The 17,120-nt window shown below is 61.8% G+C and carries 18 protein-coding genes and 1 pseudogene; 8 read left to right on the forward strand and 11 right to left on the reverse strand.

Features of this window, described 5'->3' with window-relative positions:
* The first annotated feature begins 7 nt into the window (after positions 1-7).
* Together SIDU_RS16735 and SIDU_RS16740 are read left to right on the forward strand one after the other, a co-directional pair.
* Positions 8-2,377, forward strand: a complete 2,370-nt coding sequence (locus tag SIDU_RS16735; protein WP_007682469.1) for a TOTE conflict system archaeo-eukaryotic primase domain-containing protein — start codon at positions 8-10, stop codon at positions 2,375-2,377.
* A gap of 62 nt (positions 2,378-2,439) precedes the next feature.
* The gene (locus tag SIDU_RS16740; RefSeq protein WP_007682468.1) at positions 2,440-2,664 is read left to right on the forward strand and encodes a DUF2188 domain-containing protein; all 225 of its coding nucleotides are present in this window, start codon (positions 2,440-2,442) and stop codon (positions 2,662-2,664) included.
* A gap of 24 nt (positions 2,665-2,688) precedes the next feature.
* Here SIDU_RS16740 and SIDU_RS19885 read toward each other — a convergent pair whose 3' ends face one another.
* Positions 2,689-2,847, reverse strand: coding sequence for a hypothetical protein (locus tag SIDU_RS19885; RefSeq protein WP_174550398.1), 159 nt, complete (start codon positions 2,845-2,847; stop codon positions 2,689-2,691).
* 28 nt (positions 2,848-2,875) lie between these two features.
* Here SIDU_RS19885 and SIDU_RS16750 point away from each other — a divergent pair, with 28 nt between their 5' ends.
* Entirely contained in the window at positions 2,876-3,640 is a 765-nt protein-coding gene (locus tag SIDU_RS16750) for an IS6-like element IS6100 family transposase (protein WP_001389365.1), read from the forward strand.
* 524 nt (positions 3,641-4,164) lie between these two features.
* Positions 4,165-4,482: a hypothetical protein gene (locus SIDU_RS16755; protein ID WP_007681894.1), complete on the forward strand. Its 318-nt coding sequence runs from the start codon at positions 4,165-4,167 to the stop codon at positions 4,480-4,482.
* A gap of 51 nt (positions 4,483-4,533) precedes the next feature.
* On the opposite strand, the gene SIDU_RS16760 is transcribed toward SIDU_RS16755, so the two are convergent.
* From SIDU_RS16760 to SIDU_RS16780, 5 genes are all read right to left on the reverse strand, one after another.
* A complete protein-coding gene (locus tag SIDU_RS16760; RefSeq protein ID WP_007681896.1) occupies positions 4,534-4,866 on the reverse strand; it encodes a hypothetical protein in 333 nt (110 codons plus the stop codon).
* A gap of 127 nt (positions 4,867-4,993) precedes the next feature.
* Positions 4,994-7,183: a hypothetical protein gene (locus SIDU_RS16765; protein WP_129965435.1), complete on the reverse strand. Its 2,190-nt coding sequence runs from the start codon at positions 7,181-7,183 to the stop codon at positions 4,994-4,996.
* Between the two features lie 167 nt (positions 7,184-7,350).
* Positions 7,351-7,953, reverse strand: a complete 603-nt coding sequence (locus SIDU_RS16770) for a hypothetical protein (RefSeq protein WP_007681900.1) — start codon at positions 7,951-7,953, stop codon at positions 7,351-7,353.
* Between the two features lie 2 nt (positions 7,954-7,955).
* Positions 7,956-8,873: a hypothetical protein gene (locus SIDU_RS16775; protein ID WP_007681902.1), complete on the reverse strand. Its 918-nt coding sequence runs from the start codon at positions 8,871-8,873 to the stop codon at positions 7,956-7,958.
* A 57-nt stretch (positions 8,874-8,930) separates the two neighbouring features.
* On the reverse strand, positions 8,931-9,413 hold the full coding sequence (locus tag SIDU_RS16780) for a BRO-N domain-containing protein (RefSeq protein WP_007681904.1): 483 nt from the start codon (positions 9,411-9,413) through the stop codon (positions 8,931-8,933).
* A gap of 956 nt (positions 9,414-10,369) precedes the next feature.
* Here SIDU_RS16780 and SIDU_RS16785 point away from each other — a divergent pair.
* The gene (locus SIDU_RS16785) at positions 10,370-10,930 is read left to right on the forward strand and encodes a recombinase family protein (RefSeq protein ID WP_007681906.1); all 561 of its coding nucleotides are present in this window, start codon (positions 10,370-10,372) and stop codon (positions 10,928-10,930) included.
* A 117-nt stretch (positions 10,931-11,047) separates the two neighbouring features.
* Here SIDU_RS16785 and SIDU_RS16790 read toward each other — a convergent pair whose 3' ends face one another.
* From SIDU_RS16790 to SIDU_RS16805, 4 genes are all read right to left on the reverse strand, one after another.
* Positions 11,048-12,202 (reverse strand): hypothetical protein, encoded by a 1,155-nt coding sequence (locus SIDU_RS16790; protein ID WP_129965434.1) that lies wholly within the window; start codon positions 12,200-12,202, stop codon positions 11,048-11,050.
* A 935-nt stretch (positions 12,203-13,137) separates the two neighbouring features.
* Positions 13,138-13,407 (reverse strand): hypothetical protein, encoded by a 270-nt coding sequence (locus tag SIDU_RS16795; protein ID WP_129965433.1) that lies wholly within the window; start codon positions 13,405-13,407, stop codon positions 13,138-13,140.
* A gap of 55 nt (positions 13,408-13,462) precedes the next feature.
* Positions 13,463-13,840, reverse strand: a complete 378-nt coding sequence (locus SIDU_RS16800) for a hypothetical protein (RefSeq protein ID WP_007681911.1) — start codon at positions 13,838-13,840, stop codon at positions 13,463-13,465.
* A gap of 425 nt (positions 13,841-14,265) precedes the next feature.
* Positions 14,266-14,763 (reverse strand): hypothetical protein, encoded by a 498-nt coding sequence (locus tag SIDU_RS16805; RefSeq protein ID WP_233431902.1) that lies wholly within the window; start codon positions 14,761-14,763, stop codon positions 14,266-14,268.
* 152 nt (positions 14,764-14,915) lie between these two features.
* On the opposite strand from SIDU_RS16805, the gene SIDU_RS16810 reads away from it, so the two are divergent.
* The 3 genes from SIDU_RS16810 (at position 14,916) to SIDU_RS16820 (ending at position 16,107) form a co-directional block, all read left to right on the forward strand.
* Positions 14,916-15,317, forward strand: coding sequence for a hypothetical protein (locus SIDU_RS16810; protein ID WP_007681916.1), 402 nt, complete (start codon positions 14,916-14,918; stop codon positions 15,315-15,317).
* 110 nt (positions 15,318-15,427) lie between these two features.
* On the forward strand, positions 15,428-15,613 hold the full coding sequence (locus tag SIDU_RS20110) for a helix-turn-helix domain-containing protein (RefSeq protein WP_233431903.1): 186 nt from the start codon (positions 15,428-15,430) through the stop codon (positions 15,611-15,613).
* A gap of 38 nt (positions 15,614-15,651) precedes the next feature.
* Positions 15,652-16,107 (forward strand): hypothetical protein, encoded by a 456-nt coding sequence (locus SIDU_RS16820; protein WP_007681919.1) that lies wholly within the window; start codon positions 15,652-15,654, stop codon positions 16,105-16,107.
* 341 nt (positions 16,108-16,448) lie between these two features.
* Here SIDU_RS16820 and SIDU_RS16830 read toward each other — a convergent pair.
* Positions 16,449-17,099, reverse strand: a pseudogene (locus tag SIDU_RS16830) (magnesium chelatase domain-containing protein); the annotation flags it as partial.
* Between the last annotated feature and the right edge of the window lie 21 nt (positions 17,100-17,120).

A 17,120-nucleotide genomic window follows, 5' to 3' on the forward strand; every position in this document is an offset into this window, starting at 1 on the left:
ACGACAAATGCAGTGGGTTCACGAACTCGCCGCCCGGATGGACCAGAGCAACTACGCTTGGTTCACGGGCAAGGCGAAGCCCAAGTATCTTCCCGCCGACGCTCCGCTTTCGCAGGAGGTGATCGACCGCCACCTATCCGGTGAGCAGCCGATTGCCGCCTACGTCTTGTCGCACCCCGACGAGAACAAGGGTCAGGTGATCGTCTTCGACTTCGACGATCACGCGGGCACGTTCAAAAGCATGGATCAGTTGGTCGCCGCCTTCTGCGCCATGCTCGGCAAGCGCAAGATTCCCCACACCGTCGTCCAATCGGGCGGCGGGCATGGCTACCATGTCTGGCTCGTCTTCGACTCTCCCAAGCGCAAGGACGTCTTACGCGACAGCGCGAAGAGGCTGCTCGCCTCGTTCGAGTTTCAGGAACGGACCTTCACCGAAGGCACAGATGGCGTCGAGAAGGGTCAGATCGAAATCTTCCCCAAAGGCGACGGGAGCGGCGGCAAGAACGCGATTGCGTTGCCGTTAGCCCGCAAGTCCGTTCTCGTGCGCCTCAAGGACTCGAACGGAGTCTTGTCCCTGCCGCACTACGGCAACGATCATCAACTTCCGCTGATCAAGAAGGCCGCTCCCGGCCCGAAAGGCAAAACGGCAAAGTCGCCTGACCGCGATGCGGCGTTCGTGGCGCTCGTATCGAACCGCGACCCTGCCAACTATGATCATTGGGTCTATGTCGCGATGCGCCTCATCGCCGCCTTCGGTGTCGATGATCCTTGGGCGAAGGCGAAATGGATCGAATGGTCGCAGACCGCGCCGGGAGCAGACAGCGAGCACGAGCAGGAGAAGAAGTGGCAGCAGTGCCGGAATTCTCGCCTGTCGCCCGCCACATTCTGGCTGGAGGCTCGCGATAATGGCTACTCCGGCGACCTCCCGTTCTCGAAGCCCGAACTCGATAAGTATCAGGTTCTCGACTTCGCCGCCGCGTTCCCGATCTACCGCTCTCAGGACAGCGAGACTTTCGCCTGCATTGGGCCGCGCCACTTCGTCCCAATCAAGTCCCGCGAGTTCAAAGCCTGCATCCGCCGTGCCGCCCTCGATGCTGGCCGCATGTTGAAGGCGGAAGACCTTAACACCGTGATCGAAACCCTCGATGCACAGGCCCTCGTCCAGCCTCGAACGGAATTTGCGCTTCGCTTTGCGGCGCATGGTCGGGACAAGCGGTTCTTATTCCTCGGCGACGAGGCCGCGACCGTGATAGAGATCGACGCCGCTGGTTGGCGCATCTGTGAGGAGCCTCCGGTCCAGTTCAGGCAGGGACTAGATCGTCCGCTGCCGTTGCCGGTGCAGGGCGGCACGCTTGCCGATTTCCGCGCGTTTGCGAACGTGGACGACGATAACTTGCCCTTCCTGCTCGCGTGGATGGTGCACTGCCTCATTCGACCTGGCCTTGCGTGTCCAATCGCGATCCTCACCGGTCCCGCCGGATCGGCCAAGTCCTCCCTCTTGCAGATCGTGGTTGATCTTCTCGATCCAAAGGCGGGCCTCCGCGCCGGCATGCCGACCAAGGAAGACGACCTCGTAGTTGCTGCCCATCAGGGCGCAGTTGTGTCCTTCGACAATGCCTCCACGCTCGCAAAGTTGTCGGACGAGCTATGCCGCCTCGCGACCGGCGGGGGGCTGCGAAAGCGGACGCTCTACACCGACAAGGACGTGACGGCGATTGACGTGATCCGGCCTGTGATCATCGCCGGGATCGACCCGACTGCTTACCAGCAGGACTTGATCGAGCGGCTGGTCATGATCGAACTGCATCGGCCCGAACGACGGATCGACGATGAAACGCTCGCTGCCATGGTTAGTGAGGCACGTCCGCGCCTACTTGGCTGGCTGCTCGACGTCGTAACGGCTGTGCTGCCTGAGTATGAGCAGATCGAAGTCACCGACCCTCGCATGCGGATGGTCGGCTTCGCTAAGATTGGGGAAGTCGTCGCCCGGCACCTCGGCCGCGACGAAGGTTGGTTTGCCGAACGGTATGGCGACATGCTGACGGCTTGCGCGGAAGAAGCCGCTGGCGGCGATTGCGTCTTCGACCTGCTTGTTATGCTCGTCGCCAACGAAGATCGCCGATTCGAGATCAGCTCGGCCGAGCTGCTCGAACGGCTGCACGTCGAGATTAAGACCGGGACCGTGATCGCTGCACAAGCGGACACGCCGACCAGCGCCCGGGGCATGAGCAACCGTGTCCGCCGGATCATTGAGCCGCTTCGTCACCTGAAAGGCATCGAGATCAGTCAGAACTCGCATGACCGGCGTTGGCGCATGTCTCCGCCGCGCGTTGCCACGGACGAGGAGGTGTTCGCGTCGATCCAGCCGACTTTCTGAAGAAAGCTGCCTAGCGCTGGCCGCCGGGGATGATTATCTTCCTTGAGAAAGGAGTTTCAGCTGTGGCGAAGAAGGGTCAGCACGTTGTGCCGAACGGCGGCAAGTGGAGTGTGAAGACTGCTGGCGCATCGCGTGCCAGCAGCACCCACAAAACACAGGCCGAAGCCATCAAGGCAGGCACGCAGCGGGCAAAGAAGGAAGGCACTGAGCTTTACGTGCATGGCCGAGACGGCCGCATCCGAGAGCGCAATTCCTACGGCCACGATCCGCATCCGCCGAAGGGATAGGCCTTGCCGCCGCCCTTTGAACGGTCAGTCTTCGTAAACTGCCCGTTCGATCCCGAGTTTGCGCCCATCCTCCAGGCGATCTGCTTCTGCGTCGCCGATCTCGGATTCCATCCCCGCCTCGCGCCGGAGAATGCCGACAATGCCGCGGCCGGCTCTGTTGCAAAAATCGTGAAGCTTGAGCATGCTTGGCGGAGATTGGACGGACGGAACGATGACGGATTTCAAGTGGCGCCATTTCCAGGGTGATGTGATCCTGTGGGCGGTGCGCTGGTATTGTCGCTATCCGATCAGCTATCGCGACCTTGAGGAAATGCTGGCGGAACGCGGCATTTCGGTCGACCATACGACGATCTATCGCTGGGTCCAGTGCTACGCCCCGGAGATGGAGAAGCGGCTGCGCTGGTTCTGGCGGCGTGGCTTTGATCCGAGCTGGCGCCTGGATGAAACCTACGTCAAGGTGCGGGGCAAGTGGACCTACCTGTACCGGGCAGTCGACAAGCGGGGCGACACGATCGATTTCTACCTGTCGCCGACCCGCAGCGCCAAGGCAGCGAAGCGGTTCCTGGGCAAGGCCCTGCGAGGCCTGAAGCACTGGGAAAAGCCTGCCACGCTCAATACCGACAAAGCGCCGAGCTATGGTGCAGCGATCACCGAATTGAAGCGCGAAGGAAAGCTGGACCGGGAGACGGCCCACCGGCAGGTGAAGTATCTCAATAACGTGATCGAGGCCGATCACGGAAAGCTCAAGATACTGATCAAGCCGGTGCGCGGTTTCAAATCGATCCCCACGGCCTATGCCACGATCAAGGGATTCGAAGTCATGCGAGCCCTGCGCAAAGGACAGGCTCGCCCCTGGTGCCTGCAGCCCGGCATCAGGGGCGAGGTGCGCCTTGTGGAGAGAGCTTTTGGCATTGGGCCCTCGGCGCTGACGGAGGCCATGGGCATGCTCAACCACCATTTCGCAGCAGCCGCCTGATCGGCGCAGAGCGACAGCCTACCTCTGACTGCCGCCAATCTTTGCAACAGAGCCCGTCCTACTTGCCCAGCGGCAGGACATTGATGTCCTCGTGGATGAACTCCTTGAGGGTCCTTCCCCTGCCTTGGCCGCCCGAGTTCGTGAGAAAGAGCGGGCCGTTTCGGAAATGCAGAGCCACCTAGCCGGCCTTAAAGAACACAGGGACATTATGGCTGGGCCGCTGGTCGGTTCACGAATTGAAAAGGCTGTTGGGGCATTACAGCCCACCGAAGACGGCGATTTAGATCGCGTAGCCGCCAACGCGGCTCTGCGGGGCATTTTCAAGCGGGCTATCATCAACTGGCCTGCCGGAACCATAGATTTAGAATGGCACGTGGGGGGCCTTTGCCGCGTCACCTTCGGGTGGACAGAAGGCCCTTGGCCTCCACCAGCATCTACAGAAATTCCGCCGAGCGCCTGAAGCGATCTCGGCACCACAGGCAAGCCCATGGGGGGCAAGCAGTTAGAAAGAGTGAAGTAAAGTGATGGACGTAAAAGGTACGGGCGCCGCCAGTTTTCTTATGGACCTCGAAGAGGGCTATGCCGAGCGCATGGGCGGGGGAATGTTTGTGGTGTTCCAGAAGGGCGCGGGGCGGAGCGCAGAAGACAGCGTAGTGGTTTGCTCGGAAGACCTGAGTACCCTGGAGACCGTTCCGTCTCTTTCAGTGGAACTAGAGGACGGCCGAGCCGAGTATGCGGGCGCCGGCTACTGGTGTTTGTTTCAGACCAACAGCCTCAACGGTAAACCGCAGAGCGTCGTATTGGGCGCGAATGACGTAACGGCAATGTTGGCCGCTGCCTGAGCCGCTGAATATCTCAGAGCACTCCGGGGACGCTAGAACCCCGGAGGAGCATCAAGGCGCCAAGGTCTCCCATATTTCCGCCAAAGCGCGGCGGGTGTCGGTCTCATACCATCCCGAAGCCGATCGGGCTGTATCGGACACCAAGGCCACAGCATCGGCTATTTCCTTCTCACGGGCCGCTATGGGCACCCGCGAAAAACTGTATGCCTCCACAGCCTGCCACTCCCGAGCAAGTTTCCGTCCCTCTCCGGCCTGGACACCTTGCAGGCTGTCGGCAAGGAGGGCCGTCCCGAGGTCCTGAGGGTCCGCCGATGGGTCCACCAGTTCCAAGTAGGCAGACGCCAGCAAATCGGCGTGATCTGGTGTGATGGTCCAAGCGATCATCTTCTAGCCTCCTTCTCGCTCTTCATGCCCCACCCCTCTGTCGCAGCAAAGGATGAAAAAAGAACCCCCGGCCGGCCCAAGAGGGACGACAGGGGGTCAATGTTTGCGGCTACCCTAATGACAAGGATCAGTAGAGGGGTTCATCATCAGCCGGCTCGATCAGGTTGGTTCCGGCGAGGGCACCCACGAAGCGGCTGGCTTTCTGCGCGGCCTTGCCGGCGTTCTGGCTTACCGATGCGCGGCGAGCCTTCTCGCGGCTGATCGCCCGCATGGCTTCGGCGAGCGTCTTCGGGTCAGGCTCCCCGAGTATCTCCGCGATGCGGTTGTTGACGGCGGCGCCTCCCTCTTCGCCACGGGCAAGAGCGCTTAGGACGCCACGGACCCCGGCGCCTGGGTGGCCGGTGATGGCCTGGAGGATGCCTTTAGCGCCCTCCTCGATCGCCCGGTCCTGCTCGTTGGCATTAGGAGCTCGGTCGCTCGAACCGCCCCGTATGGCGCGATAAGTACGGTTGGCCTCCTGCTCTGGCTCTAGGCGGCCATAGAGGGCTCCGGCGGCCTCTGGGCCGTGGACGGTCTCGATTGCTGCACGCTTGCCTGTGGCCCCCGCGAGACGGTTTGCAGCGTCCCCATAGTCCGGCGTCTTTTGGACGTTCTCGGCAAGGCCCGAACGATGCCCAAGGCGGAAATGATCGAGCTGACTTCCCGTCATGCCCTCCATTCGACTGGCGGCGTCAGTGGCATCCGCTCGCGCCATTTCTTCGCCGAGCTCGAGAGCCTTTCGGTTCTGGACCGGCCCTGCGTAGGCCTCTCTCGCAGGCTTCCAGTAGGGGTTGAGGCCCTCGGGAGGGACCGAAGAGCGCCAAGCGTTCCCGGCCGCCTCTTCGGCTTCCCCGTGGAGCCGCTGGCCCGTCCAAGGTCCCGGAGTGTCGAGGCGGATCGGCAGACTGTTGCCCATCCCTAGAGGCATCAATGCATGGCCCGCAAGCATATCGGTCCCAATGGATGTAGGGACGTTGGCGGCCTCATGGGTAGCCGGCGGGTTGAACCGAGGGCCGCTTCCGTCCCCATCCATGAGGTCGAGGAGCCGAGACCTGATCGCCACTGAGCCACGCATATCACGGGTCGCGTCGACGGTTGCGAAGGGCGATTGGCCGCCGAATACAGCATCATCCAACGCCGTCTTCGCGTAGTCATACGTCTGCATCGTAGGGACCTGTCCGACCTCCCAGACGCCGCCCGGACGTTCGATGAGCCCTTTAGCAAAGGGCGCAATCCCTTCGTTCTCAAGCGCCGTAGTGGCCCGCTGCATCGCCTGCTTACCGGCCGGCCGACTGAAGAGCTCTTGCAACTCCTGAGCCACGGGGATCGGCTGAGCGTTGGAAATCTCATACAGAGGGGCGGCTGCGGCCCTGGCTTGGGCGCTTAGCTGTTCCGCCTGCCGCTCGACGTTCCCGACAGGACCCAGAGAAGCCGCTATGTGATCGACGGTCCGAGCGGCCTCCTGCTGCTTTCTTTCGTCCACGAGCTGGCGGACCCGCGACGTCGCTGGCCCAGGGGCACGGACAGCCGAGGCAAACCGACGTCGCAAGGTGTCCTCGGTGTCCGCTGCAACCGCCGGGACCCCCAAGGCCTGCCGGCGCTGGACCTCTTCGGCGACTTGAGGAGCCCTGAGGGGCCTCCCTGTCTGCGGATGGGAAATGGCGCCGATTTCCCGCCCGAGCTGAGCATTAGCGGCCGCTTGGACGGGGTCCCTAGCGAGCTGGCGGCCCTCTGCGGCAATCCAGTTTCCGAGGTTACCCGGAACGTGATCGCTCAGGCCTTCGAGGCCCCTGCCGATCATGCCGGTGACCGGGCGAGCTATAGGCCTGACTATGGGCGCAGCAACTTTCCCGGCGACGTTGAGCGCATAAGGAAGGCCCAAGCCTACAGCCGCGCTGGTCACGCCTGAGCTGATTGTGTCGGCTGCACGTCCTAGAAGCGTCTCGTCCTTGGACGACATGGCGCCGGAGAGTGCCCCGTAGGCCCCCGCCGTCTTCATGCCGGCCTTGGCCTTCTGGAAGAGGGTGGCGCCCTTGGCGATCTTCGTCGCCGGGAGCGTGAGACCGCCGACAATTCCCGCCCCAGCAGCTACGTTCGCTGCCGTGGGATGCGCCTCGCTGGCTGCCTTTTGTCGCGCTTCTTGGAACGCCTGCCCACGACTGTAGGCCTTCATCGGCTCGAAATCCTCCGAGGCACTGAAGGGAGCCCGGACGGCGTTAAGGAGCACCTCTCGCCCGCCACGGACCGCACCCGCCGCACCGGGGATCATCGCGTCCAAATAGTTGCCCGCGATGCCGGCGAGAGTGTCTTTGGTCGATCTTGGCGGCGCCGGGTGTGCCTGAACGTGAGCCTGTGCTCTCCGCAAAACCTCGTCACGGCTAGCCCCCTGCGGGGCCTCCACCGTCAACGTTCTGCCGTCCGGAGTTGTGATCCTAAAACGCGGCATCAGCGTTCCTCTCGGATGGTCCAGCCGCCGGACGACGGTGCTGGCCTGCGGGGCGGAGCCTTGGGAAGACCCAGTTGCTTCGAGTAGGAGTCGCGGCTGGTGTCCAAGAATACCTGGAGGTTCCGAAGGGCCTCTTCGTTGGCGCCGTCGAAACTCCACCTGTCCGGAACGCCCTGAAGCGCCAGCCTGCTCTCGAAGTCCGACATGGTGCCTTCACCGGGCTTGTGGTTCGCTTGCCGTATCATCTGCCGGAGAGGGGCTACAGCGGCGTCAAACTGAGCGTTCCGCTGGCTCGGGAGGTATTCCCGTAGGGACTGGACGGGGCCGGCGCCCTTCAGGTTGGCATCGTATAGGGTCTTAACACGGTCCAAATGCGGCTGGACGCGGCCAATAAGAGCCAAGGCCGACCTTGCTTTGTCACGGGAAGTCTTCAGCTCCAACCGTTCCTCATCGGTTTGTCGTGGTTGCCCGTTGGGGCTGAGAGCGGTCGTCTTGGATACGCCCTGACTGCGATATGCCTGGAGCCGTTGGGCAAGGTCGGGCGGGAGGGCGCCCCGGCGTTCCAGTTCCAGAAGAGCCTCCAATTTCGGATCGGCTGCCATGTTTAATTGCCTCTAAGAAATGAAATGAGATCGGCGGTTGATTGTTGGCTGGGTGCCGACTTCCCCCGGCGGCCACCGCTGCCCCCGGCTTTACGCAGGCCCAATGCCTCGCTGGCTATGCCGATCCGGGCTTGCCCTTGAGCAGTTGCGGCAGCCGATCTGGCCTCGTAGATTCCCGTGCGGCGCCTGCGGTCCTCATCAACGATGTCCCGGTGCTCCTCGGCATTGGCAGAGTTGGCGGCCGCCTGAGCCCTTGTGAGAGCTTGGGATACCGTCATGCCCATATTGGACGTGAGGGACCCATAGGTCGGGCTATATTCCCTCGGCATTGCGTCAGGGTCGACCCCGTAGAAATGCGGGTTCTGCAAGACGTCCTGATAGGCTGCCGGTCGATCGGCCTCGGGGAGCTGCGAGATGGCGTACATGACCCGGCCGTTGATGTCGGCCACGTCCTTCTGCTTCGTCCGCTTGTTCTCGTTGTACTCCACGAACTCCTTGACGGGCTTGTAGCTACGCTCGCCAGTCTGCGGGTCCGTGTAAATCTCGAAGGCATCATCGGGTCCGCCGAGGACCGGGCGGCCCTCCTGGCGGAGGTCCTGCTGAAGGCCGTAGAGGTTACGGGCTGCCGCCCCTAAACCGTCGCCGAAGTTCAGACCCTGCCCCATGCCTGCGGCGATCGCCAGGAAGGATTCTTTCCGGTGATCCTTGTCGAACAGGCTGGCCCTCCGGGCTGCCGGAGGAGGAGCCTTAGGGAGATCGGCGACAATCGGGGGCGTCTGTCCTACCGGAGGCAGCTCGGGTAAATCGAAGGACCCAACGCCTGACGGCAGTCTAGAAGGAGGAGGCTTTGGGAGGTTAATGACCGGATTTTGCGCGGCGGTCGTGTCGCGGTTCTGGCCGAAGAGGCCGAAGAAAGACATGGGCGTCCTTAGTGTAATTGTCGTTGGGGAAGCGCGAGGGCGCTGATGGGGCGGAGGCTACGAGCGGTAACGCGTGCCCCGATATGCCGGCGAGGTCTTGAGGTTGATCCACTCGGTACGCCTGCCCGAAAACTTGGCAGGGTACTCAGGGACCTCCCCGTTTTCGTCGAGCGTGAGATAAAGCCTGCGGTCCGTGGGGGCCGCATCGGGGAAGAACTCCATCGCAGTTTTCTTCGCCCAACTCGCCAGAGCTTGCCCTCTGTAACGGTCCGTTGCCATGGTGAAGTACCAGACGCCGACAGGGGAAAGGATGGTCGCGTCCTTCTGGCCTTCTTCGGTGTCCTCTAGACACTCCATCCGGGCATGTGCAGGAAAATCCGTGGAGAAGGCGCGCGCCGCATGAGACGCCGGAAATCCCAAGGCGTCGTTGATGTCTTCGAGAGCGAACCACGGGACCCGATCGACGGTGACGATACGGATGAGGTGTTTCTTGAACGTGAGAGTTTGCGCGGCCCAGTGAGAGGCCGAAGGGGTAGTCATAGGTATTCTGTTTGAGGTTGATGGGGGTGTCCTCCACCTAAGGAGGAGCGGCGAGCCCTGGGGTCCTACTAGGGACCGGCAGGAATTTGATTGCCCAGGAGGGGCTTTCTTCCCGACCCAAACATGGGTCAGATGGAACCGTCATGGGCAGGATGGGACCCAAAAAGGGGACCCGGAAAGGGACCCGTAGCTAGGTTATGGAGCGGTGAGGCTCTGGCGGGCTGTGGAGAAGCGAGGCAAGGAGTGCCTGCGCCGAATGGTCGGACGCCTCGTAACTCTAAGGACAAGCTATCATCACTTTTACATCCATCGCCGCCTACCTAATTCAAAATCCAGTGGTAGCGGCGAAATTGATCGGACTGGCTATTGTCTTGATTGAAGCTCCACTTGTGGTTCTAAAATACAAGACAGCCAAGTTGACTGCCCGCGCAGACTAACGCGGTGGGGCGGGACCGGGCGGCAACCTGGTCCCAAACCTCACGAGAGCATCCACCCGATTAAATCCGCCAGAAAACTCAGGGAAACCGTGTGTTTGCTTGAGGTCTGACGCCCGCGTGAGCGCCTTAGCGAAGCCGCCAGTTTCGAACCGGATTTCGTCCAACGGCCCAGGGGGAGCCCGCTGGAGCGGAAGGGGACCCGTAGGGACCCAAAGGCCGGCAGGGGACCCGTGAAGGTGGGCAGGCGATCTTGGCGGGACCGGGAGGAGCCCTGCCCACCCTTCCGTCCTGCTGCGCCGGTTTTAGAATGTCTGAGGCATTTAGGCATCCGGCGGCCGGCTGTGCAGCTCTCCAGCCTAGACATTCAAACCCCCGCCCGACTGTCCACTAAGGTACACCCATACGCGACGTACACTTGGTACGCCGCTGAGTGTGTTTTTAGGGTGGTTTGCAAATTTAGTTGACACTCTGCCGACAGGGTCTTAGACCTTAGTGCACACAGCAAGGAGCTACACTCCCATGAGCATGATCGGCTACGCCCGCGTTTCCACCTCCAGCCAATCCACGGACATCCAAGTTACCAAGCTGAAGGAGGCGGGGTGCAGCGTCGTCCGCATGGAGAAGGTGTCCGGCCGGAGCCGCGAGGGCCGCTCGGAGCTGGAGACCATCATGGACTTCATTCAGGCCGGGGACACGTTGGTGGTGGCGAAGCTGGACCGGCTGGGCCGATCGACCCGCGACGTGCTCAACCTCGTCCATGAGTTAGAGGAGCGTGGGGCGGCCCTGCGGGTTCTGGAGCCAGCCGTCGACACGTCGGGACCGATGGGCAAGGTCGTGCTGACGGTCCTAGGCATGGTCTCGGAGATGGAGCTGGGCTTCATCCGTGAGCGCCAAAAAGACGGCATCGAGAAAGCGAAGATCGAAGGGCGCTATAAGGGCCGGCCGGTCACGCTGGACGCGGCTGAGCTTCGGCGGCTTAAGGAGGAGGGACTAGGCGCAACCGAGATTGCCCGCCGCATGAACTGTTCCCGGAGTGCCGTCTACAAGGTGCTCGGCGGAAGCGAGGCGGCTCCTTCGTGACCGAAAATAATCGGGTATCTATTAAGCGCCTCATGTGTCCTATTTGGCTAATACACCTAGTAGCTTGCGCCTAATCCTGTGCTGATTTTACCCGGATATTTTGTGAGGAGGTCGACGCTACAGGGGCGCCGGGGATGATGCTGAGGAGGGGCCGAAAGAGAAGCGCTCGATAGGGACGCGTCGGACCCTCAAAGCCCTCGTAGTCACCTCAATACCCCGCCGATCTGCCCAGGTCCGGAAATCATCCCGCCGGAGCACCTTAGCGAGGGCGTCGGTAGTCTGGAGGCCCAGAGCGGCCCTCAAGGCTGCCTTGGAGATTTCCCCCAACCCTCCCTCTCCGAAACACCGTTCAAGCTCCTGCGCGACCCGAAGGGCGCTGCCTTTCAGCCTCAAGTCCTCCGGGGTCCATTCAACTACCTCGGCGGCCGGGAAGGTCTCCTGGAGAATGCCCTTGGCGTTGGGTCCTAGCTTGCCGATCAGGAACACTTCACATTCTCCACAGACGCCTCCGGAGCCCTGCCGTACCGAGGCGCGGCAGATGGCTTGGAGAAGGTTGTGCTTGTGCTCTCCGGCCCTGATGGCGTCGATAGTTCCCTTATCCGCAGCCGTTTCGATCGTGCCGCCGGCCGCGAGGTGGAGAGCGGTGTAGGCCGGCTGAGGCAGCGTCCAGAGGCCGAGGACCATGACCTTGCGGATGTCTCGGTATTCGTTGGTGCCATGGTGATTTCCCCAATGAAGGGCAGCAAGCCGCTCAGGGCAGGCTACGTGGTCGCACAGGTCCTTGAAGGCATCGAAGCCGTCCGAAGCCCGAGCTTTAGGATGAATGATCAGCCACCGCTCACTCGGGGCGCTTGCGTTGATGATGGAAGCGGCGGCCGCCATGATCTCTCTGCGGGCTCTCGGGTCCTTCAAGGTCGATCGGCTGGCAGCGCGGTCCCAATGATGCAGGGTCAAACGGCTGTAGTCCGTGGGAGTGGCTGGGAGCCGCAGAAGGAGACCGATGGCCTCCATGGCCTTATAGGTTTCCCGGACCCTGCCCGAGGCGTCGAGGATGAGAGCCGGTGCAAAATCTTCGGGAAGCGGTGAGCCCCCGCCGGAAAGGTAAAGGCCCTTGCTGCCTCCGTTGACGGTGACCGCCTGCCGGCCCGCCAAGCCCTGAAGTGGCGCCCAGCGCTCCGCCGCTGCCAGCCCCAGATGATCCCTGAGGGTCATGTAGGCGCTGCCGGCCGAGGTCGGAACCTCAACGGCCTGGAAGTCACTCGCCGCCTCCAAGGGTGCCGCGAGAGCCTCAAGGGCCTCTGCCTGTGCCGGATGGATCGGGCGAAGCTCCTCTAGGGCGCTAACGAGGGTGTCCTTTCGGATCGTCGCGGGGCTCGATGGCAGGAACGCTTCGTCCCATACCCTGAGGACCCTTGGGCGCCCCTGAAAATGTAGGCTCGCTGCTTCCGCAAATGAGCCCCCGTGGCAGAGACGCCGGAGCATCTCCTGCGTCGTGAAGAGGACGGGAGCGCCCTCAGTATCCGGCCTGCCTCGCTCATTTAGCTCCAGTCCTTTTTGGACGAGGACTGCAAAATCGCACGGCTCTAGGTCCGCCCTATGGATGCAACTCTCGATCTCTTTCCTCGTCGACAGAACAACGAGGGCTCCTGAAGGAGGCTGAAAGCTGGAAGACTTCCACGACTTCAAAAAGGCACACAAAGCGCCAGTCTTTCCTGCCCCAGGGTCAAACGACGCCACGAGAAAAGACCGTGTCTTGATTTCACCGCTAAGAAGTTGACGCATAGCCGTTAAGGCCGGCCGGAGCTGAGTAGAAGCCGCAGGGCACATAAGGGCTCCTGAAGGTGTATCACTCATGGAGAATTTCTTTATTGATCAAATGCTAGGTACCTAAAGCGCTTCAAGAACCCTAAGAGACCCTATAGGGATATTGGAGGGGTTCTTTGTCTGTCCGGTCCAATTCCACCGAAGGAGGGGGACGCAGACGGCGCTTTCCCTATGTGAGGACTAATGTTTTGCCGTCCGAGCCGTTAGCCCGCTGAGCCAGCTATCCATATGTCCGCACTAATTGCTGCCTTTAGGCAATATCACTTGGTTTTCTGCGGTTTTCTCTAGGGATCGACCGGAGCGCCGAAATCATGTGTTGCTGACGTCGCGTCCCCATTCGCCCTCATTTAGGCGCCGCCGGATTTCGGGTGGGGGACGTTCCTCTAGCCTGCGGCAAACACTTCGAGCAGCTTGCCCCTTATAAATCGCCCTTGCGGGGTTAAATTGATCTTCTCGAAGCCTCTTAAGTTGCCTTCCATCACCATGAGGGCGCGGCTGCGGGGCACCCGGGGATTATCCTTTGCTAGAAGGCGCAGGGTCCGCCGCATCCTCAACGGATTTCCATCGGCCATCTCGCAATAGTGATCGACGGTAAGCCCCTCCTGCCGCATCACCGCTAGAACGATGTCGAGCGTCTCGGCGGTTACGTCCATCCACAGAGCGCCTCGTAGAACGCCCAAGGCCGACGATAGGGAGCCGATAGGGTCCTCAGTCATCCGCCGGCCCTTGCAGTCCCCTCGCCCGGTCCATGAAGCCTTTGATGACCCTCTCCCCTTTTTCGGTCAGCACATAGCTGCGAAGGGCCTCGCTGGCTTCACCCGGAACCTCGCGGACCAGTTGATACCGGCCGGACGCCTGCGGAGGCGCCATCAGAGCTTGGAGGTCCTCCCAAACGGTTGTCTGCGCGTCCTTCGTCACCACCATCAGCTCGGCAAGCGTCGATCCCGGTTTATTGGTGAGCGCCAGAAGCAACCCGAACCGCCTGATCGAGATATTGGCGCCGATCGCGGCTCTCAATTCCCCGATTGCTGCTGCATAATTATCCAAGGCACTCACTGACTTCTCCCTGTTGCCTGCCTGATCCATGGCGGCTCCAGCGAGAAAGTGAGTATTTTTCGGGATTGCCGATGTTCTCCAGTCGCGGATGATCTCGGGCAGCCGGCTACCTTGCGGGAGACTTGAAGACCCAATAGGAAGCCGCTCGGAACTGACGGACAGGGGGCGACAACGATGGGCAGCGGCATGGCAGCGCTCGGAGCGTGGATATTCGCCACAGCGCTATTTTCTATCCCAATGATCGCCCGCTATCGGCTGGGACGCGCTGAGGCCGATGCAATTTATAAGCCGAGCCGGGTCCTCCTGGGGTTGGCGGTCGGCGTTGCGGTCCTAGCAACCGCCGGAGCGATGGACGCGGCGGATAAAGCCGCACGGTCGGGCCAAGTTGTGGCCTTCTAGTCGCTGTGTCCGCCCGGAGCTTTGCGGCCCCGAGCGGCTCCTCCGACCTGAGAAATTTAGAAACCGACCTTCAGGCCTAGCGCGTAGTACTTGGGACCCGCATTGCCCTTCACGCTGATCTTCGGCGCGAGCGGCACCGCGACGGTTCCATACGGCCGGACCTTGTCGCTGCTGAAGCGGGCGCCGCCCCCGATCTCCGCGACGAGCGGAATGGAATAGGTCGCCTCAATCTTCCCGTAGGCCTTCACGGCCGTATTGTCGCACAGGCTATCCTTGGCGAACTGGCCGTTCGTGCTGTCGCGGCACCGTGTCTGGCCGTTGCTCAGGTCATCCTCATAATAGCGATCGTTGTCGCCTTGGTAGATGAACGCGCCAACGATCGGGCGAAGCGAGAAGCCGCCAGCCGACAACGTGTATCCCAAGCCCAGCTCGCCTCCCCAGCGACCGTGAGCGCGAGCGCCGTTCGCTTCGACCATGATCCCGTTAGCCATCGCCGGGACGCACTGGAGAGCAATGGCAGCCGCCAGAGCGACCGCTCCAAACTTTTTAATCATCAATGGTTTCCCCCTTTGCGCAGAATGCGCGGCGGAGCGCATAGGCCAGATGGGCCTTCAAATTCAACTAATCAGATCAATCCGGACCATTCTCTTTGTTCGTCTTTTGTTCTATCCTCCTTCCATGCCCTGAGTCGCCTTGGAGGATCGAAATGCACGCAATGCCCCTCGCCGCTGCCCCTTCAGCCGCTGCGGTTCCGCTCGACCAAATCAACGCCGTGGCGCTGACCGGCGATATGCTGGTGGACGCCTTCGCCTATGCCCAAGGGCCTGTAGAATCCCGACGTGCCCGTCTGGAGCGTTTTGCGGCCCACCAGCGCCTTAAGCCGCCCGTCGTGGCAGCGGAGGCCCTTTCAGTCCGCATGGCGCTCCTTGGTGCTCTCATGGACTCCTGCGGGATCGTAGAGGGCGAATGGCTCGCCACTTGTGAAGCCGTTGCAAGGATCAGACTGGAGGACAGCAAGAACCTTCCGATGCCCTGGGGTGACGCTGGGGTCTCCTATGACGAGGCGCAGCTTCAGGAAATGATTTGGGCTTTCGGGGAGAAACAATGAGCCGCCGAAAAGGGGAGCAGCCCATTCCGCGCCTGCTGGACACATGGTCCGAAAGTCACCCGGTTGTCCACATGATCCGCACGGGGTCGAGCTGGTTCGCTGCTTGGCAGATGCAGAAATGCACGCCTACGGCCAAGCTGGCACGCCAGACAGGCATAGCGGCCGCTAGGCTTACCGCAATCAGCCACGGGGACCGCATGTCCCGTGCGGAGCTGGACGCCTTGGCGCGGGCCTGGAATGTCAGCGCCGGAGACCTTGCGGGCTCAATTCCCGATAAGCGGCTGGTGATGGACTGAAGTATTTCTATGCGCCCTCCCGATGGTATAGATGAAAGATGGAATTGAAGGACTATCCGGCTTGGCGCCGTGCGAACCTGTTTGTGTTCATGTTCATCGTGGCGTGTGCCGTAGTCCACATGATCCCTGAACGTGCAGTATGGTTCGGTCTTATGAGCGGAGAGAACCTACGGTTGACGCTGACAGTGGCAGGAAGCGTCTACATTAGCCGCCTGGCGGATTATTTCATCCGAGCGATCGAACAATACCAGCCCTGTACCCCTATCCAGGCAAAGCGAGCGAACGAGCAGATCAAGCTCACTGCCACTTTTGCAAATATAATCGCCGGAGCACTAATAAGCGTCGTGGCTTTGCGTCAGTCAATTTCCAGCGCTTCATCGGCGCAGGGCATATCAGCTTTCACTGCAATGTTGTTCGCGGCTCTCATACATATGGGCGCCCGGAGCATCGTCGGACTGATTAAGGACGAGAGCCCCGTCACGGCAGCAGAGTGACTCATTCCTGACAAGGGCGTATCAGACGACCATGGCGAATGAGCTGGACGACATTAAGGCCCAGGTGGACTGCCCTAAGTGCGGGAAGGAGCTGAGCGTTCCTTATCGGGTCATCAGGCTCCAGAAGGCCGTTGGGTGCTCGTGTGGCGCTATGATCCGGCTAGAGGACGACACGCCCATTGGGGTCCTTCAGGCGCTCATTGACGAAGAGAACCCGCCGCAAGCGGAGAACGATTAAGCCTCCCTCAACGGACGGCAGCAGACGGGCGCGATCCATACCTCCGGTAGCACTCTGCTATGATCTCCAACTCGAACTGTCGCATTTCAAATTGAGGGTCTTGTGGAGATAACTTGAGCAGATTATGGCCGCCCGCCGCCGCGATCTCCAGCGCGCGCTTGGCGCTTTCCTGGCCCTTGACTTGGCGCAGGTCGGCGGTCCGGACGGGCGGCTCCACCTCGCCGGGGCGCGGGGGCGAGAGGGCGGCGGCGCCCTTGAAATGGTTGAGGATGGCCAGCAGGTCGGGCGCGGCGATCACCTCCACCTGACCGGCCCAGGCGGCTTCCGCGCCCTGCGCCACCGGACAGACCAGGCCCAGTTCCCGCTCCCCCGCATGGAGCGCGGCGAGCAGCACGCCGGGCGTCGGGGCGATGCGGCCGTCCAGCCCCAGTTCCCCCACGACGACATAGCCCGCCAGCGTCTCGGCATCGATCACGCCCATGGCGCCCAGCAGCGCCAGCGCGATGGGAAGGTCGAAATGCGACCCCTCCTTCGGCAGGTCGGCGGGCGAGAGGTTCACGGTGATCCGCTTGGGCGGCAGCGAAAGGCCGATGGCGGCGATGGCGTTGCGCACCCGTTCCCGGCTTTCCGCGACCGCCTTGTCCGGCAGGCCGACGACGATGAAATTGGGGAGGCCGGGCACGAGCTGGCACTGAACCTCCACGCCGCGCGCTTCCAGCCCCAGATAGGCGACCGTCGATACCGTCGAAACCAATGATGTTCCCCCTGCGCCCCA

The organism is Sphingobium indicum B90A (assembly GCF_000264945.2).
GTDB lineage: Bacteria > Pseudomonadota > Alphaproteobacteria > Sphingomonadales > Sphingomonadaceae > Sphingobium > Sphingobium indicum.

What these genes read in the sequence shown, in the direction of transcription:
- SIDU_RS16805 (WP_233431902.1), bottom strand. Translation starts at nt 14,763, where the DNA reads ATGATTAAAAAGTTTGGAGCGGTCGCTCTGGCGGCTGCCATTGCTCTC.
- SIDU_RS16775 (WP_007681902.1), bottom strand. Translation starts at nt 8,873, where the DNA reads ATGTCTTTCTTCGGCCTCTTCGGCCAGAACCGCGACACGACCGCCGCG.
- SIDU_RS16735 (WP_007682469.1), top strand. Translation starts at nt 8, where the DNA reads ATGCAGTGGGTTCACGAACTCGCCGCCCGGATGGACCAGAGCAACTAC.
- SIDU_RS16770 (WP_007681900.1), bottom strand. Translation starts at nt 7,953, where the DNA reads ATGGCAGCCGATCCGAAATTGGAGGCTCTTCTGGAACTGGAACGCCGG.
- SIDU_RS16760 (WP_007681896.1), bottom strand. Translation starts at nt 4,866, where the DNA reads ATGATCGCTTGGACCATCACACCAGATCACGCCGATTTGCTGGCGTCT.
- SIDU_RS16800 (WP_007681911.1), bottom strand. Translation starts at nt 13,840, where the DNA reads ATGGATCAGGCAGGCAACAGGGAGAAGTCAGTGAGTGCCTTGGATAAT.
- SIDU_RS16810 (WP_007681916.1), top strand. Translation starts at nt 14,916, where the DNA reads ATGCACGCAATGCCCCTCGCCGCTGCCCCTTCAGCCGCTGCGGTTCCG.
- SIDU_RS16785 (WP_007681906.1), top strand. Translation starts at nt 10,370, where the DNA reads ATGAGCATGATCGGCTACGCCCGCGTTTCCACCTCCAGCCAATCCACG.
- SIDU_RS16795 (WP_129965433.1), bottom strand. Translation starts at nt 13,407, where the DNA reads ATGGACGTAACCGCCGAGACGCTCGACATCGTTCTAGCGGTGATGCGG.
- SIDU_RS16780 (WP_007681904.1), bottom strand. Translation starts at nt 9,413, where the DNA reads ATGACTACCCCTTCGGCCTCTCACTGGGCCGCGCAAACTCTCACGTTC.
- SIDU_RS20110 (WP_233431903.1), top strand. Translation starts at nt 15,428, where the DNA reads ATGCAGAAATGCACGCCTACGGCCAAGCTGGCACGCCAGACAGGCATA.
- SIDU_RS16755 (WP_007681894.1), top strand. Translation starts at nt 4,165, where the DNA reads ATGGACGTAAAAGGTACGGGCGCCGCCAGTTTTCTTATGGACCTCGAA.
- SIDU_RS16750 (WP_001389365.1), top strand. Translation starts at nt 2,876, where the DNA reads ATGACGGATTTCAAGTGGCGCCATTTCCAGGGTGATGTGATCCTGTGG.
- SIDU_RS19885 (WP_174550398.1), bottom strand. Translation starts at nt 2,847, where the DNA reads ATGCTCAAGCTTCACGATTTTTGCAACAGAGCCGGCCGCGGCATTGTC.
- SIDU_RS16820 (WP_007681919.1), top strand. Translation starts at nt 15,652, where the DNA reads ATGGAATTGAAGGACTATCCGGCTTGGCGCCGTGCGAACCTGTTTGTG.